General features: G+C 48.2%; 17 protein-coding genes. All 17 read left to right on the top strand.

The window, feature by feature from the left end; all coding sequences use genetic code 11:
• The first annotated feature begins 7 nt into the window (after window positions 1–7).
• On the top strand, window positions 8–823 hold the full coding sequence (locus tag GCWU000182_RS02430) for a TlyA family RNA methyltransferase (protein WP_023391153.1): 816 nt from the start codon (window positions 8–10) through the stop codon (window positions 821–823).
• A 30-nt stretch (window positions 824–853) separates the two neighbouring features.
• Window positions 854–2,596, top strand: a complete 1,743-nt coding sequence (recN, locus tag GCWU000182_RS02425; RefSeq protein WP_023391152.1) for a DNA repair protein RecN — start codon at window positions 854–856, stop codon at window positions 2,594–2,596.
• Window positions 2,597–2,599: 3 nt separating this feature from the next.
• A complete protein-coding gene (locus GCWU000182_RS02420; protein WP_023391151.1) occupies window positions 2,600–3,352 on the top strand; it encodes a glycerophosphodiester phosphodiesterase in 753 nt (250 codons plus the stop codon).
• Window positions 3,345–4,316 carry a tRNA (adenosine(37)-N6)-dimethylallyltransferase MiaA gene (gene miaA, locus GCWU000182_RS02415; RefSeq protein WP_023391150.1) on the top strand — a complete coding sequence of 324 codons (972 nt, stop codon included), beginning with the start codon at window positions 3,345–3,347 and terminating at the stop codon, window positions 4,314–4,316. Before GCWU000182_RS02420 ends, miaA begins: the two co-directional genes overlap by 8 nt.
• Window positions 4,313–5,566: a GTPase HflX gene (hflX, locus tag GCWU000182_RS02410; RefSeq protein ID WP_023391149.1), complete on the top strand. Its 1,254-nt coding sequence runs from the start codon at window positions 4,313–4,315 to the stop codon at window positions 5,564–5,566. Before miaA ends, hflX begins: the two co-directional genes overlap by 4 nt.
• Window positions 5,563–6,129: a peptide deformylase gene (gene def, locus GCWU000182_RS02405; protein ID WP_035363939.1), complete on the top strand. Its 567-nt coding sequence runs from the start codon at window positions 5,563–5,565 to the stop codon at window positions 6,127–6,129. Before hflX ends, def begins: the two co-directional genes overlap by 4 nt.
• 174 nt (window positions 6,130–6,303) lie before the next feature.
• Complete coding sequence (locus GCWU000182_RS02400; RefSeq protein WP_035363937.1) at window positions 6,304–7,977, top strand: alpha-L-fucosidase; 1,674 nt, start codon at window positions 6,304–6,306, stop codon at window positions 7,975–7,977.
• 77 nt (window positions 7,978–8,054) lie between these two features.
• Entirely contained in the window at window positions 8,055–9,260 is a 1,206-nt protein-coding gene (locus GCWU000182_RS02395; RefSeq protein ID WP_023391146.1) for a glycosyltransferase family 4 protein, read from the top strand.
• Window positions 9,261–9,264: 4 nt separating this feature from the next.
• A complete protein-coding gene (locus GCWU000182_RS02390; protein WP_023391145.1) occupies window positions 9,265–10,134 on the top strand; it encodes an NAD(P)-dependent oxidoreductase in 870 nt (289 codons plus the stop codon).
• Between the two features lie 126 nt (window positions 10,135–10,260).
• The gene (locus tag GCWU000182_RS02385; RefSeq protein ID WP_023391144.1) at window positions 10,261–10,488 is read left to right on the top strand and encodes a YkuJ family protein; all 228 of its coding nucleotides are present in this window, start codon (window positions 10,261–10,263) and stop codon (window positions 10,486–10,488) included.
• 162 nt (window positions 10,489–10,650) lie between these two features.
• Complete coding sequence (locus GCWU000182_RS02380) at window positions 10,651–11,175, top strand: YqeG family HAD IIIA-type phosphatase (RefSeq protein WP_023391143.1); 525 nt, start codon at window positions 10,651–10,653, stop codon at window positions 11,173–11,175.
• On the top strand, window positions 11,168–12,280 hold the full coding sequence (yqeH, locus tag GCWU000182_RS02375) for a ribosome biogenesis GTPase YqeH (protein ID WP_023391142.1): 1,113 nt from the start codon (window positions 11,168–11,170) through the stop codon (window positions 12,278–12,280). The genes GCWU000182_RS02380 and yqeH overlap by 8 nt, the downstream gene beginning before the upstream one ends.
• A 22-nt stretch (window positions 12,281–12,302) precedes the next feature.
• A complete protein-coding gene (gene yhbY, locus GCWU000182_RS02370; RefSeq protein WP_035363935.1) occupies window positions 12,303–12,620 on the top strand; it encodes a ribosome assembly RNA-binding protein YhbY in 318 nt (105 codons plus the stop codon).
• Window positions 12,621–12,673: 53 nt separating this feature from the next.
• Complete coding sequence (nadD, locus tag GCWU000182_RS02365) at window positions 12,674–13,330, top strand: nicotinate-nucleotide adenylyltransferase (RefSeq protein ID WP_023391140.1); 657 nt, start codon at window positions 12,674–12,676, stop codon at window positions 13,328–13,330.
• Window positions 13,331–13,341: 11 nt separating this feature from the next.
• The gene (gene yqeK, locus GCWU000182_RS02360) at window positions 13,342–13,920 is read left to right on the top strand and encodes a bis(5'-nucleosyl)-tetraphosphatase (symmetrical) YqeK (RefSeq protein WP_023391139.1); all 579 of its coding nucleotides are present in this window, start codon (window positions 13,342–13,344) and stop codon (window positions 13,918–13,920) included.
• Between the two features lie 9 nt (window positions 13,921–13,929).
• Window positions 13,930–14,295 (top strand): ribosome silencing factor, encoded by a 366-nt coding sequence (rsfS, locus tag GCWU000182_RS02355; RefSeq protein ID WP_023391138.1) that lies wholly within the window; start codon window positions 13,930–13,932, stop codon window positions 14,293–14,295.
• A complete protein-coding gene (locus GCWU000182_RS02350; RefSeq protein ID WP_023391137.1) occupies window positions 14,292–15,032 on the top strand; it encodes a class I SAM-dependent DNA methyltransferase in 741 nt (246 codons plus the stop codon). The genes rsfS and GCWU000182_RS02350 overlap by 4 nt, the downstream gene beginning before the upstream one ends.
• The last annotated feature ends 18 nt before the right edge of the window (window positions 15,033–15,050 follow it).

The raw sequence follows: 15,050 nt of genomic DNA, 5'->3' as shown, positions 1-15,050 counted from the left end.
AGCAGCTATGAAAAAGGAACGCATTGATAAACTGGTTGTTCAGAGTGGCCTGACCGAATCGCGCGAACAAGCACGTCGCTTGATTATGGCAGGGCAAATCTATGACAGCCAGAACCAACGTTATGACAAGCCCGGTGAAAAAGTGGATGCCTCCAAAGTATTCCACATTAAGGGCAAGACGCTACCTTATGTCAGTCGTGGTGGTCTTAAGTTAGAAAAAGCCATTAAGGTCTTTGACATTGATATGACTGACCAAATCCTCCTAGATATTGGAGCTTCGACAGGTGGCTTCACGGACGCGGCTCTCCAATTTGGTGCAGCCAAGTCCTATGCCTTAGATGTTGGCTACAACCAACTAGCCTACTCCTTGCGCCAGGATCCACGAGTCATTGTCATGGAGCGGGAGAACTTCCGCTATGCTCAACCTGACCAATTCCAAGAAGGACAACCAAGTGTGGCTTCTATCGACGTCTCCTTTATCTCCCTACGTTTAATTCTGCCACCTCTGGTGCCCATTTTAGCGCCAGGAGGCACTGTCCTCATGCTAATTAAGCCGCAATTTGAGGCCGGTAAGGAGCGCGTGGGTAAGAAAGGAATCGTGAAGGATCCAGCGGTACACTTAGATGTCCTCAAGGAAATCCTGTCTTATGCCTGTGGCTTAGGCTATCGTCTACGTGATTTGACCTTCTCGCCTATTACCGGTGGCGAAGGCAATATCGAATTTTTGGCCTATCTGACTAACGACCAAGACCTAGCCAATGACTCTTGGAAGCAGGTGGATTTAGCCGGTGTGGTGGAAGCCGCACATACAACCTTTGAATAAAAGAGATTAGACAAGAAAGGAGGTCCGATTATGTTACGGAGTCTCAACATTGAAAATTTTGCCATTATCGACCATGTGACCCTGGATTTAGAGATGGGGATGACCGTTCTAGCAGGGGAGACTGGGGCCGGGAAATCGATTATTATTGATGCTCTCAGCTTGCTTATGGGCAGTCGTGGGACCAACGATTTAATCCGTCAAGGTGCCGATAAATTGGTAGTGGAGGGTCTCTTTTCTATGTCGCCAGCTCCTGCACCACTGTTAGCACAATTGGCAGATTTTGGTTTGGAGCTTGAGGACCAGGAAGACCTGATCATACGTCGTGAGCTTAACCGACAAGGCAAGAATACCGTTCGGGTTAATGGTCAGTTGGCCAACGTGTCTTTGCTTAAGCAGATTGGCTATTACCTAGTCGATATTCATGGCCAGAATGAGCATCAGGCTTTGCTTAATAAGCAATTCCACCTCAGTCAGTTGGACCAATTTGCGGGCGACCGCCTAAACCAACTCAAACAAACTTATCAAATTGCTTTCGAACGATATGACCAGCTACGTAAGGACTGGCTGGCTAGTCAGCAGGAGGGGACTGATAAACGCCAACGCTTAAGCTTCTTAGAATTTCAGTTGCAAGAATTAGAAGCCGCCAACTTAGTCGCTGGGGAAATGGCCCAGCTAGAACAAGAAAGTCGGCGTCTGCAAAATAGCCAGAAGATTGGCCAAGCCCTAGCCACGGTTAATTATTTGTTATCGGAAGCGGACACCAGCGCCTTGACGCAACTGAGCCAAGCCCAAGCAGCCTTAGAGGAAGTAGCTAGCTATGACTCTAGCTATCCGGCCTTGGCGGCTCAATTGCAAGATCTCTACTATCAACTAGAAGAAGTGGCCCACCAACTAGCGGTCAGCAACCAGGTAGTTGATAATGATCAAGCTATTGATGAGCTTGAAGCGCGTCTCAGCCAATTGGGCCAACTGACCCGTAAATATGGCATGGATGAAGCTCAGCTATTGGCCTATTATGATGCCATTAGCGAAGAAATTTACCAGCTCACACACCAGGAACAGTATACAGAGCGCCTAGTTAAGGACTTGACGGTCGCTTATCATGACTGTCTAGCGGCTGGTCAGGCCCTAGATCAAGGTCGACGCCGGGAAGCTCAGGACTTAGTGGCAGCGATTGAAGCAGAATTGGCCGACTTGTATATGGCTAATGCGCGATTCCAGGTTGACTTTACGAGCCTGGGTAGTGATGCCAGCCTAGCTAGTCTGCTCCCAGATGCACAGCGCTTAAGTGCCGAAGGTTTAAGCCAGGTAGAATTTTATGCGACTACCAACCTTGGTGAAGCCATGAAGCCCCTGGTTAAGATTGCTTCAGGTGGGGAATTATCGCGCTTTATGTTGGCCCTCAAACGGGTCTTCAGCCAAGGTATGACGGATATGACCTTAGTCTTTGACGAGATTGATACAGGGGTATCAGGCCGCGTTGCTCAAGCTATCGCGGAGAAAATGCAAGGTATTGCCCAGCATCATCAGCTGCTCTGTATTACCCATTTGGCTCAAGTAGCTGCAAGTGCCGACCAACATCTTTACATTGAAAAAGTTGTTGAGAATGAGCGTACGCGTACCCGCGTGCAGGCATTGAATGAGGAAGGTCGTATAGAAGCCATCGCCAGCATGATGTCTGGTAAGGTCTTAACGCCAGCTTCCCTGCAAATGGCCCAAGATTTACGTCGTCAGTTGCAGACCCATCGTGCCAAACTAGGCGAGGAGGACTAAGCCATGTTGAAGATTTATGCCCATCGTGGCAATCAAGCTCAGGCTGTCGAAAACAGCTTAACCGCCTTCCAAAATGCCGTGACAGCGGGTGTGGATGGTATTGAATGCGACTTGCACTTGACGGCAGACGGTGCCCTCGTTGTAATCCATGATGAGCAATTAGACCGGACGACAGATAGCCAAGGTGAGGTTAGCGATTTAAGTCTGGCCCAGATTCAAGCCGCACGTCTGCGCTTTCCCGATGGTCGTGTGACTCCAGACCGAGTGCCCAGTCTACCAGAATTATTGAACTTATTGCGAGACTTAGATTTTAAGGGGACGCTGAATCTAGAACTTAAAACTGACCAAAAGGATTATCCTGGCATCGAAGCAGCTGTTTTAGCCACCGTGGAGGAACTAGCTCCAGATTTTGACGTTGTTTATTCTAGTTTTAATTGGTACACGCTCAAACGCCTTAAGACGCTAGCTCCTGGGGCAAAGATTGCTGCCTTGGTAGAAGAAACCCTCTTGCCTTATCTGTCGCATTTGCCGGGCCTAGAGCCGACAGCCATACACTTGGATCGACAACTCTACCAAGATGAGGATTTACGAGCGAATTTCAAGCAGTGGCCTATCCGTCTCTGGACAGTCAATGATCCGGCTGATTGGGCTTACTATGCTAGTTTGGCCCAGGATGGCCACTTAGAAGCCATTATGACCGACACGCCAGCTGCTGCGCTTGTGGTACGAAACCAAGGAGAGGCTTGCCATGACTAGATTAGCGGCTCCCTTAATCGTCATTGGAGGGCCCACTGCTGTGGGCAAAACCCAACTCAGTATTGACCTAGCCAAGCGCTTTGGGGGCGAGATCATTAATGGCGATCGCCTACAATTTTATCGCGGTTTGGATATTGGAACGGGTAAGGTGACGCTAGAAGAGATGCAGGGTGTGCCCCATCATGCCTTGGACTTTCTGGATGTTGATCAGGATTATGATGCCAGCCAGTTTCAAGCTTTAGCCCAGAACTTGATTAGGGATTGCCACGCTCGTGGTGTCCTGCCAGTTTTGGTTGGTGGCTCAGGCCTTTATCTAGAAGGTCTACTTTATGATTTAGAGTTCGGTGGCAAGGCTAGCCATGACCCGCTCATCCGCCAAGCCCTCGAACAACGTTTAGAGGCAGAAGGGGTAGAGGTCCTCTATGCCGAATTGTCACTACAAGACCCAGTCGCAGCGTCTAAGATTCCAATTCAAAATCATCGTCGCCTCTTGCGAGCCCTAGAAGTTATGCAGGTGACGGGACAAAAATTTTCCGACCAGAGTCAGCATGAGGCTGCTCAAGCACGTTATGAGACCTGTATTCTAGCCTTAGACCGTCCCCGTGACCAACTCTATGAGCGAATTAACGCTCGAGTTCAAGCCATGGTGGCGCAGGGGCTGGAAGCAGAAGTTCGTCATCTCTATCAAGTAGCGCAGGGCCAGTTGTTGCCAAGCGTACAAGGTATTGGCTACAAGGAATGGTGGCCATATCTCGCAGGAGACATAACCGATCGTGAGGCAGTTATTGCCGCTATTCAGCAAAATTCTAGGCGCTATGCCAAGCGTCAACTAACCTGGTTCCGCAATCGTATCCAGGGCACTCACTGGCTGGATGCTAGTGATTATGAGACGGCTTTGGCTCAGGCGACTAGCCTAGTTCAAGATTTATTAGATAAGCAAGCAGAGAAAGGAGGGACCCTATGATAGACTTACAAGTTGGGCCTGAACGGGTCCTAGTCATGGCCGTTCAGACAGATCAGTATAGTCCGGAGCAATTCCAAGTGATTTTAGATGAAATGACCTCCTTAACAGAGACAGCAGGTGGCCAGGTCATTGAGGTAGTCACCCAGAAGTTGCCTAAGTTAGATGGCCGGACGGCTGTCGGGAGCGGGAAACTAGAAGAGATTGCCGCCCTAGTAGAAGCCCGTGAGATTGATCTAGTCATTAGTCTTAATGCCCTGACACCTAGTATGAACCGCCAACTGGAGGCTAGCCTCAAGGTTCAAGTCATTGACCGAGTTCAGCTAATCTTGGATATCTTTGCCATGCGGGCACGAAGTCGCGAGGGGAAACTCCAGGTGGCTCTGGCCCAGTATAACTATCTCCTGCCACGCCTCTACGGCCAAGGTAAGCATTTGTCTCGCCAAGGCGGTGGGATTGGGACCCGCGGTCCTGGTGAAACCAAGTTGGAAAGTGATCGCCGCCATATTCGAAGCGTTATTCACCACGTTAAGGAGGAGTTAGCTGATATTGCCGCCCATCGTGAGCGAACTCGTTCGCGGCGAGCTCAGGGTGGTCACTGGCAAGTCGGTTTGGTGGGTTATACCAACGCCGGCAAGTCTACCTTGCTAACCCAATTGACCCAGTCAGAGACCTATGTCCAAGACCAACTTTTTGCAACCTTAGACCCATTAACTAGGCGTATGCCCCTTAAGGGTGAGGACCGATTTACCTTGACGGATACGGTTGGCTTCATTGAAGAGTTGCCGACAGAACTCATTCATGCTTTTAAGTCAACTTTGGAAGAAATCGGGGGCATGGACTTGTTACTACATGTCGTCGATGCTTCGGATCCGGCTCAGACGCTACATGAGCAGACCGTTCTGCGAATCATTAAGGAGTTGGGATATGGGCACTTGCCAGTCCTAACAGTCTATAATAAGATTGATTGTTTGGCTCCAGACCAGTCAGTCCAAGCAACGGCCTTTCCAAGTATCGCCATCTCTGCCTATGAACCCAGCCATATTGACCGCTTGAAACAGGAAATCTGGAAGCTCTTAATGGCAGATGCTGACTGGGTTGACCAACGCATTCCTGCCCATGAAGCTTATAAGGTGGCTGGCATGCGTCAAGAGCTCCTAGTAACTAAATTCGACTATGATGAGAATACTGGCGACTATCACCTGCAGGGTTATCGTCGTCGCCAGCAAGACCGAGAGGAGGAGACGCATTGATTACAATGCAAGATATTATTGAAGAAGGACATCCTACCCTCCGCCAAGCTGCGGAAGCCGTAGAATTTCCTCTAACCGATGAGCTCAAGGCAACTGCCTTGGCTATGCATGAATTTTTGGTTAATAGCCAAAATCCTGAGATTGCCGAGAAATACGGCCTACGCGCTGGTGTTGGCTTAGCTGCTCCGCAAATTAACCTACCTAAACAAATTTTTGCAGTTCACATTATGAGCTATGATGAAGAAGGAAATGAGGCGGAACCGCTTTTGAGCGAGATTCTCTTCAACCCTAAGATTATTAGCCATTCTGTTCAGGAAGTGGCCCTGCGTGATGGGGAAGGCTGCCTATCTGTTAATCGTGAAGTACCAGGCCTGGTACCACGACCACGCCGTATTCGCCTGCGCTACCAAGATATGGAGGGCAAGGAACATGAGTTGCGCCTACGCGACTATGAAGCCATTGTGGTCCAACACGAACTAGACCATCTCAAAGGTATTATGTTCTATGACCATATTAACCAACAACAGCCTTGGTATGAAAAACCAGGTTTAGAATTATTGTAAGAGCGAGTGACTGGGTAATAATCTCAGTCCTCTTTTTTTATGCGGGGAGAAACTATTTTTACCTGTCTTGTTTAGATTACTTAGCTCTATCTTGTCATGGAAGAGAAATGCGGTTAAAATAAGAAAGAAAGAGTTTGCAAATGCTGGGTGTATCCCGGCCAAAAGGAGATATTTATGTCAGCAACACATCAGCCAATTATCCCGCATGGGCCAGTCCCAAGTCCCGCCCAATTGGCCTATCATCAAGATGAATTAGCGGCCTTTATTCACTTCGGTCCCAATACTTTCAATGACCGGGAGTGGGGGACCGGGACAGAGTCGCCAGAAGACTTTAATCCTAGTGACTTTGATGCTGACCAATGGGTTCGTGTGCTTAAGGAAACAGGATTCAAACGTCTTATTCTGGTGCTCAAGCATCACGATGGTTTTGTCCTCTATCCTTCAGCCTATACGGACCACAGTGTCAAAGCGAGTCCCTGGCGCCAAGGACAGGGAGATGTCTTGGCTGAGGTGTCAGCTGCAGCCAACCGCTATCATCTACCATTAGGATTCTATCTATCGCCTTGGGATGCCCACCATCCTGATTATCATGTTGACCGACAAGAAGCTTACAACGACTATTACTTTAAGCAATTACAAGAGTTGTTCGAGAATCCAGCTTACGGCTATCAAGGGCGTTTTGTTGAAGTCTGGTTAGATGGCGCGCGTGGTGAGGGAGCCCAAGCCGTGACGTATGATTTCAAGCGTTGGTTCGACTATATTGAATCGCAAGGTTATCCTGTCGCAATCTTCTCAACAGAACCGACCGCTCTGCGCTGGGTAGGGAACGAACGAGGCTACGGAGGCGATCCGCTTTGGCAGAAGGTCAAGGCTGACCGTCTACGTCAGGGGGACATTGATTACCTCAATCATGGGGATCCTGAAGGAGTCCTCTACTCCTTGGCTGAAGTGGATGTTTCCATCCGCCAAGGCTGGTTCTATCATGATAGTCAGCAGCCTAAGACAGTGGCTGAACTGATGGATATTTACCTTCATTCGGTTGGCAAGGGGAGCCCACTGCTACTTAATATTCCACCTGATCGGCGAGGTCAGTTTGCAGAGGCAGATATTGAGGTTCTACGAGATTTCCAGCTTGCGCGGCAGGCACTCTATGAGACCAATTACTTAGCTGGTGGCCAAATCCTAGATAGCAGTGGACAGTCGCAGAATCAATTGCTAGATCAATCGGGTCTTTGGCAGGCTTCTGTTTGCCATGATAATGTGCTAGAGTTAGTCCTACCTCAAGTTGCTAGCTTGGACCTAGTCCAAATTCAAGAAGCTATTCAGTACGGTCAACGGGTGTCAGCCTTTCATATCGATTACTTAGATCAAGCAGGCCAGTGGCAACCATTTGCCCAAGGTCAGACCCTGGGCTATCGTCGACTAGTTAAAGGGCCGCTAGTTCAGAGTCAGCGTCTACGCCTAGTGCTCGATCAGGCGCAAGCGACGCCTATCCTGAGTGGCCTGGCAGTCTACCGTTGGCCAGATCAAGTCAAGGTTCAGCAAGCATCAAATGAAGTAGTTTTTGGACAAGCTTGCTATGAGGGAGTTAAAGGTCAGCCTTTGACCGTGACCTTGCTTCGACAGGGGGATTTGAGTCAGGCACTTAAGGTTAAAATCGCCACTGAACCTGGGACTGGCGTGCATGGGCGCGTTTATGAGGATGCCCAATACCAGGTAAACTTTGAAGCAAGGCAGGAAGTGGCTCAAATCCAAGTGCCAAGCCTCTATTATGCTCAAGACCAAGAACATGATTTCTATCTGAGAATCTTACCGGATGGGCCTAAAACCAGACTGCTAGTTCAGTGACAAGGGATTAGGGTTTAATTCTAGTTCAAAATTCTTTATAATAAGAGTAGACATTAGCAAAGTAGGTGAAACATCGAATGAATATTGGCTTTTTTACGGATACCTATTTTCCGCAAGTGAGTGGGGTATCGACTTCAGTTAAGCTCCTAAGGGATGAGTTGGTTCGCCAAGGACATGAAGTCATTATCTTCACTACAACTGATCCCAATGCAAGGCCAGAGCCAGGCGTTGTGCGTCTGCCTAGCGTGCCTTTCGTAAGTTTTGAGGATCGGCGGGTGGCCTATTCAGGTTTCGAGCGCTGCCTTAAGATTGCCCGTAATTATCAATTGGATTTGGTCCATACCCATACGGAATTCAGCCTGGGTTTAGCGGGCCGTTATGTGGCAAGCCGTCTCAAGATTCCAACTATCCATACCTACCACACCATGTATGAAAACTATACCCACTATATTCTCAATGGCAAGTTAATACGTCCTGGCACCGTTAAGGTCTTATCCAAGGTCTTCTGTGACCAGGGGAATGGGGTGATTGCCCCTAGCCTTATGACCAAGGACACCCTGACGTCTTATGGCATTAAGGCGCCTATCCGGGTCATTCCGACGGGGGTTGAGATTCCAGATTACAATCCGGAAGGCCGTGATAGCTTGCGCCAGAAGCTAGGCTTGAGCCAAGATGATATCGTACTTCTCTCCCTCTCTCGTCTGTCCAAGGAAAAAAATATCGCAGCAGTCTTGGAGGTCTATCCAAGAGTCTTGGATAAGTTACCACAAGCCAAATTAGTCATTGTAGGTGAGGGGCCAGAGCGCCCAGTCTTGGAGCAACAGGCAAAGGATTTAGGCATTAAGCCTATCTTTGTCGGTGAGGTAGAACACAGCCAAGTCTCTGCTTATTACCAAATGGCGGACCTCTATATCAATGCCAGCATGTCAGAGTCACAAGGTTTGACCTATTTGGAGGCTTTTGCCAACCGTCTACCGATTATTGCCAAGCGCAATGATTACTTGGCTGGCATTATGACTAATGATAATTTTGGTGCCTTGTTTGATGATTTTGAAGATTTCGACCGTGCCATTTTAGATTATTTGGCTAAAATGGAGGCGGGCTTCCGACCAAATATTGACCGCCAATTACTTTACCCGCTGTCACTCGAGCATTTTGAGCAGCAAGTAGCGGATTTCTATCAAGAAGTGATTAAGCAAAACAAACGGCGTAAGCGGAGTAGCGGCCTGAATAAAATTGTAGCTGGCGTCAAGTACCGTTATAAGCAGCTGATGGGAGGTTAAGCAGATGGCAAACGTTGGTTTTATTGGCCTAGGTGTGATGGGCGCTGCTATGGCACGTCACTTGATGGGCGCAGGTTATCAGCTAGTCCTATATACCCGGACAAAAGCTAAGGCGGAACCCTTGTTGCAGGCGGGTGCCCGGTGGGCGGATACGCCCAAAGAGCTAGCCCAGGCCTGTGACCTAGTTTTTACGATTGTAGGCTATCCTCAGGATGTTGAGAGCACCTATTTTGGTCCAGAGGGCCTCTTTGCCGGTGCCCATCCGGGTAGTTGTTTCGTGGATATGACGACCTCTACCCCTCAATTAGCAGTTAAAATTGCTGAGAAAGCCCTAGAATTGGGTGTTGAAGCTTTAGATGCGCCAGTATCAGGTGGCGATTTGGGAGCTAAAGAGGCGCGCTTGACCATTATGGTAGGCGGAGCCAAGGCAAGCTATGAGCGTGTTTTGCCTTACTTGGAAGTGATGGGTAAGACAATTAAACGTCAAGGTGGCCCAGGAGCAGGTCAACACACTAAGATGGCCAATCAGATTATGATTGCTGGGACCATGACGGGGCTGACTGAGATGTTGGTCTATGCTAAGGCCGCGGGCTTAAGCTTGAATGCCGTCCTAGAAACCGTTGGCGCTGGTAGCGCGGCCAACTGGTCTATGGCCAACTATGCACCTCGCATTTTGCGACAAGACTATTCACCAGGCTTTTTCGCTAAGCATTTTAAGAAAGATTTAGGAATAGCCTTAGCTGAAGCAGAAGCTATGGGCTTGGAATTACCAGCTACCCGTCTGGCTTGGCAACTCTATGATAAACTCTGTGCAGCGGGTCATGAAGATGATGGGACCCAGGCACTCATCAAATTATGGTGGCAATCTGAGTGAGAAACTTGCGTCGAGCTTGAAAGTAAGATATGATAACATTGTAGTTTGAGGAATGTTGTCCAGACTTTGCCTCATGGCGAGAAATCGTAGCGCAATGGGCAGCAGAGTTAAGAATGGAGTGAAACTATGAAAAGTTCAGTATTAAATGGGATTATCCAACGTTTAGAAGCTATGACCCATACCGAAAGTGACGTAGAAGTACGCCGCTTCGAGATTGAAGGCGTGGAAAAATGCCAAGTGGCTTATGTAAAAGAAAGCGACACCTTTGAACTGACTGACCACCAATCTGGGTCTGTCTTCCAATACGATGACATCGACCTAGTAGCAATCGAAATTTTCGAGATGTTAGGTTAATAAATGAGACAAAGAGGTTAGGGCCATGGCTCCTAGCCTCTTTTAATTTGCTGCTAGCCTTAAACAGAAGCTTAAGGTTTGATTAAAGCCGACGAAATCAAGGACGAGCGGGTTTTCTTATGCTATAATGGAAGTGATAGACTTTAAAGGAGCAATGTGTGAATGAAACGCTACATAACGCCAAGTTGGACCATTAACTCGGTCTACGATATCCAGCCCCAAGACCTGCTTAAGCGGGGCTATGAGGCGGCTATTATCGACCTAGATAATACCGTCATTGCTTGGAATAATATGAACTATACAGAAGAAATGGCAGATTGGATTAACCGCATGACGCAAGCCGGTGTTAAGATTTATATCTTATCCAACAATAAGGTGGAGCGAGTTGCTAAAGTCGCTGAGCCACTAGGCATTCCTTACAAGGCTGGCGCTCTCAAACCTCGCCGTAAGAATTTCCAGGTGGCTTTGGATGCTTTGGGAACTACTCAGGCTAATACTATTATGATTGGCGACCAAATCATGACCGATATTATCGGAGCTAACCGAGCTAAAATGGCTAGCATTTTGGTCAAACCAATCGCTCGCAATGACAACTTCTATACTTGGGCCAACCGAGCTATTGAACGACTTGCGCTTAAGTTAGTCGGCATTAAACGCAAAGGGGACTGGGGGGATCAACTTGACTGAGGAACACTACCAATGTATCGGCTGTGGGGCGACCATTCAGAGTCAGGATCCTGAACAGGCCGGTTATTTACCAGCGTCTGCCCTAGCTAAGGGCTTAGAAAAAGGGCAATTTTACTGCCAACGTTGCTTTAAGTTGCGCCACTACAATGAATTACAAGACCTGCAAATTCCTGACCAAGTCTTCCTAGACAAGCTCAGCGAAATTGCCCATGATGATGCCTTGATTATCAATGTCTTAGATATCTTCGATGTCGAAGGCAGTCTAATCCATGGCTTGGCTCGTTTTATTGGCAACCAACCTTTTGTGGTTTTCGGGAATAAATTCGACTTACTACCTAAAGTGACCCGTCAGAATCGCGTTAAGCATTGGCTCAAAGGCATTTTGGCTGACAATGGGCTCTTTCCACAAGATATCATTCTTGGTAGTGCCCATAAGGGCCATACCCTAACCGAACTGCTGGAATTGATTGAAGCCAATATCCATGACCGTAATATTTATATCGTGGGTGTTACCAATGTAGGTAAGTCTACCCTAATTAATCAGCTTCTAGCCCATTATGGTGGGGAGGGGCAGATTATTACGACCTCCAATCATCCAGGTACGACTTTGGATATGATTCATATTCCCTTGACGCCTGACCACGCCATTATTGATACGCCAGGGATTATCCACCGGACCCAACTAGCTCATTATCTGTCTCGGGAGGCCATGCGCAAACTATTGCCAAGCAAGCCTTTCAAGCCTATGACCTTCCAGCTTAATGCGGGGCAGACCATTTTTTTAGCGGGTGTTGGACGAGTTGATTTTCAAAAAGGGGAGCGCACCTCCTTTACCTATTATGTCTCCAAGGACTGCTACCTACACCGGACCAAGTTGGACAAGGCAGATGCCTTCTATGCTCAACACAAAGGTGGCTTACTAAGCCCACCTAGCGAAGAAGAAGCTGCTGGTTTTCCTGACCTAGTAGCTAAGGAATTAACCCTCAGTCAGGACCAGGATGTGGCCATCTCAGGTCTGGGTTGGTTCAGCGTTAATCGACCTGTCCGTGTGACGGTTTGGGTACCCAAAGGGGTTGCGGTGACTGTCCGCGATGCCATTATTTAAGAAAGACAAGAGGAGTAAGCAAGTGACATCACTTAACAAGAAACAAGTTAACCATCTTAAAAAGATTGCCCATCACGAAAAACCAATTTTTCAGATGGGCAAAGAAGGCCTTGGTCAATCTTTCCTTGATCAGGTGGATCAGGCCTTGACTAAGCGGGAACTAATTAAGTTTAAGGTCCTGCAGAATAGTGAAGAAGAAATTCGAGAAGTAACGGCAGAGATTGCCTATGCCCTGGATGCCCATGTGGTTCAGGTTATCGGTCACACAGGCGTACTCTACCGGCCTTCTCATATTGCTAAGTATCAGAAATTATCGGCTGATCTTAAAAAAATCAAGTAAGACCATGCCCACTTTTGGGCTGACATAAGCCAATCATTCAAAGAGGTGATCGCATGATGACACAAACGGAAACCCTGGGCAAGACCCTAACCAGTCTGGCTCAAGAAGTGCAGGTTCAGGGGCCTAAACGCATTGGCATACTGGGTGGGGCCTTTAACCCACCACATTTGGGCCATTTGCTACTAGCCGAGCAGGTGGGGAAGGAATTGGAATTAGACGAAGTCTGGTTTATGCCGGTAGCCAAGCGTCACTACGAGCAAGAGGGGACGGATGTGCCCGTCATTCATCGGCTCAAGATGGTGCAACTGGCCATTCAGGATAATCCCTTTTTCAAAATTCAACCTTATGAACTTTTGCACGGGGATAAGTTATTTACTGTCGATAGCATGCGCTATTTTCGTCGCCTCTTCCCAGATGCCCAGTTCTATTACCTGATGGGAGCAGACCGAGCCCAGAAGTTACATAAATGGCATCAGATTGAACAATTGGCAGAGCTAGTCCATTTTGTGGCGCAGAAGCCAGTCGGGACGCCCATGCCCGAGACCGAGTGGCCGGTTGAATGGGTGGAAGCTCCAACCTTGCCTGTCAGCTCAACTGATATTCGTTTGCGGGTCTTCTGTGACCAAAGCATTCGCTATCAGGTGCCTGAGGCGGTAGCTGCCTATATTGAAGCGCAAGGGCTCTATAAAACTGCCTTTGGTCGAGCATAGGAGGGGCAGGCATGACTCATTGGAATACTAATCGCCAGGCCTTCTTGGAAGATTTGGCTCAACGTATCAAGCCCAAACGTTATCAACATGTCCTGAGGGTGGAACAGACGGCTATTGAATTGGCTGAACGCTATGGAGCAGATGTCGAAGCGGTCAGCATTGCAGCCTTAGCTCATGACTATGCCAAAGACCTGGATGTGGAGCAGGCGCGTGTTTTGGCCCAGACCTTCTGGCCTCAAGTGGACTTAAGCCAAGAGGGCAGTAACATTCTGCATGGCCCAGCCGCAGCTCAAATCCTCTTGGACCGCTATGGCGTGACTGACCGTCGTATTCTAGAAGCGGTAGCCGGCCATACGGTGGGCTGGTATCAATTTGATTTAATCGGCAAGATTTTATATCTAGCTGACTACATGGAACCAGGTCGCGATTTTCCAGGAGTGGAACTAGCGCGGGAGCTCGTTGCAAATGATTTGGACGCGGCATGCTGGTACAAAATGAAACGCACATTAACATATTTAATTGAAAAGGAAAAACCTCTCTTTGATGGAGCAGTAGAAATCTACAACCGCTGGTGCCAAGAGGGGATTTAGGAGGAACCTATGACAAAAACAGCTTTAGAAATTTTAGAATTAGCCGTTCGAGCAGCCGATGACCGTTTAGCCCAAGACATCGTGGCTTTAGATGTACGCAATGTGACCCCTATCGCTGACTACTTTGTCGTCACACATGCCCGTAACGATAAACAATTGGATGCTATTGTGGACTCTATCGTAGAGGCAGCCCACAAGGCAGGGCTAGAAGTTAAGAACGTCGAAGGTAAAGACGGTGGTAAGTGGGTTCTGATTGACTTAGTGGAAGTCATTATCCATGTCTTCCATTACACTGAACGCGACCACTACAATTTAGAAAAATTATGGCGGGACGCGCCCTTAGTGGATGTTAGCGCCTGGGTTAGTGCTCAATGAGCGCCGGTAACTTCAGTCAAATAGCCCATGTCTACGACCACTTCAATGATTTAGAAATCTATGAACGCTGGTTGGACTTTACCTTGACCAGTCGGGATCAAGCACCAGTTAAGGTCTTAGATGCCGCCTGTGGGACGGGCTGGTTTACTCAGCTTTTGGCGCCTTTCTGTGGCCAAATCTTAGGCTTTGACTACGATCCAGCCATGATTAAGGTAGCCCAAGAAGAGCCAGGTAACAGCGACAATTCTGCCTATTTGGTAGCAGACCTTTTGGATTTGAGTGCCTTAGACCAAGATTATGATCTCATCACCTGCTATGCTGACTCGCTTTGTTTTTTAGAAGGCCCTGACCAGGTGGCTAGAGCCTTAAAAGAGCTATATGAGCGATTGGCTCCTGGGGGCCAACTCTTGTTTGACGTTTGGACGCCACAACAAATTGAGTATTTTGATGGCTTTTCATACTTTGATAGTGACGACCGTTATGCCTTATTGTGGGATAGTGAGTCGGACTTGGATCAATTAAGTGTCCAACACTATCTGACGGTCTTTGAACAAGTCGGGAGCCATTATCAAAGGACGGATGTCAGCCTAGAAGAAAGAACCTATCCCCTAGCTTGGTACCAGTCAGCGCTGAAAGAAGCTGGCTTTAGCCAGGTAGAAGTACTAGTGGACTTCGGCCAGGCCTATTATCAGGAAGGGCAGACGGCTGACCGTTGGTTCTTCCGCGCTAGTAAGTAAAGAGTCAGGAAAGGAGGC

Source organism: Abiotrophia defectiva ATCC 49176 (assembly GCF_000160075.2).
Lineage (GTDB): Bacteria > Bacillota > Bacilli > Lactobacillales > Aerococcaceae > Abiotrophia > Abiotrophia defectiva.
Note: the sequence above shows the minus strand (reverse complement) of the source record. Positions and strands in the feature narration are given on the sequence as shown.

Excerpts from the sequence above, each read along its gene's own strand:
- GCWU000182_RS02430 (WP_023391153.1), top strand. The coding sequence starts at position 8 with ATGAAAAAGGAACGCATTGATAAACTGGTTGTTCAGAGTGGCCTGACC.
- recN (WP_023391152.1), top strand. The coding sequence starts at position 854 with ATGTTACGGAGTCTCAACATTGAAAATTTTGCCATTATCGACCATGTG.
- GCWU000182_RS02420 (WP_023391151.1), top strand. The coding sequence starts at position 2,600 with ATGTTGAAGATTTATGCCCATCGTGGCAATCAAGCTCAGGCTGTCGAA.
- miaA (WP_023391150.1), top strand. The coding sequence starts at position 3,345 with ATGACTAGATTAGCGGCTCCCTTAATCGTCATTGGAGGGCCCACTGCT.
- hflX (WP_023391149.1), top strand. The coding sequence starts at position 4,313 with ATGATAGACTTACAAGTTGGGCCTGAACGGGTCCTAGTCATGGCCGTT.
- GCWU000182_RS02400 (WP_035363937.1), top strand. The coding sequence starts at position 6,304 with ATGTCAGCAACACATCAGCCAATTATCCCGCATGGGCCAGTCCCAAGT.
- GCWU000182_RS02395 (WP_023391146.1), top strand. The coding sequence starts at position 8,055 with ATGAATATTGGCTTTTTTACGGATACCTATTTTCCGCAAGTGAGTGGG.
- GCWU000182_RS02390 (WP_023391145.1), top strand. The coding sequence starts at position 9,265 with ATGGCAAACGTTGGTTTTATTGGCCTAGGTGTGATGGGCGCTGCTATG.
- GCWU000182_RS02385 (WP_023391144.1), top strand. The coding sequence starts at position 10,261 with ATGAAAAGTTCAGTATTAAATGGGATTATCCAACGTTTAGAAGCTATG.
- GCWU000182_RS02380 (WP_023391143.1), top strand. The coding sequence starts at position 10,651 with ATGAAACGCTACATAACGCCAAGTTGGACCATTAACTCGGTCTACGAT.
- nadD (WP_023391140.1), top strand. The coding sequence starts at position 12,674 with ATGATGACACAAACGGAAACCCTGGGCAAGACCCTAACCAGTCTGGCT.
- yqeK (WP_023391139.1), top strand. The coding sequence starts at position 13,342 with ATGACTCATTGGAATACTAATCGCCAGGCCTTCTTGGAAGATTTGGCT.
- rsfS (WP_023391138.1), top strand. The coding sequence starts at position 13,930 with ATGACAAAAACAGCTTTAGAAATTTTAGAATTAGCCGTTCGAGCAGCC.
- GCWU000182_RS02350 (WP_023391137.1), top strand. The coding sequence starts at position 14,292 with ATGAGCGCCGGTAACTTCAGTCAAATAGCCCATGTCTACGACCACTTC.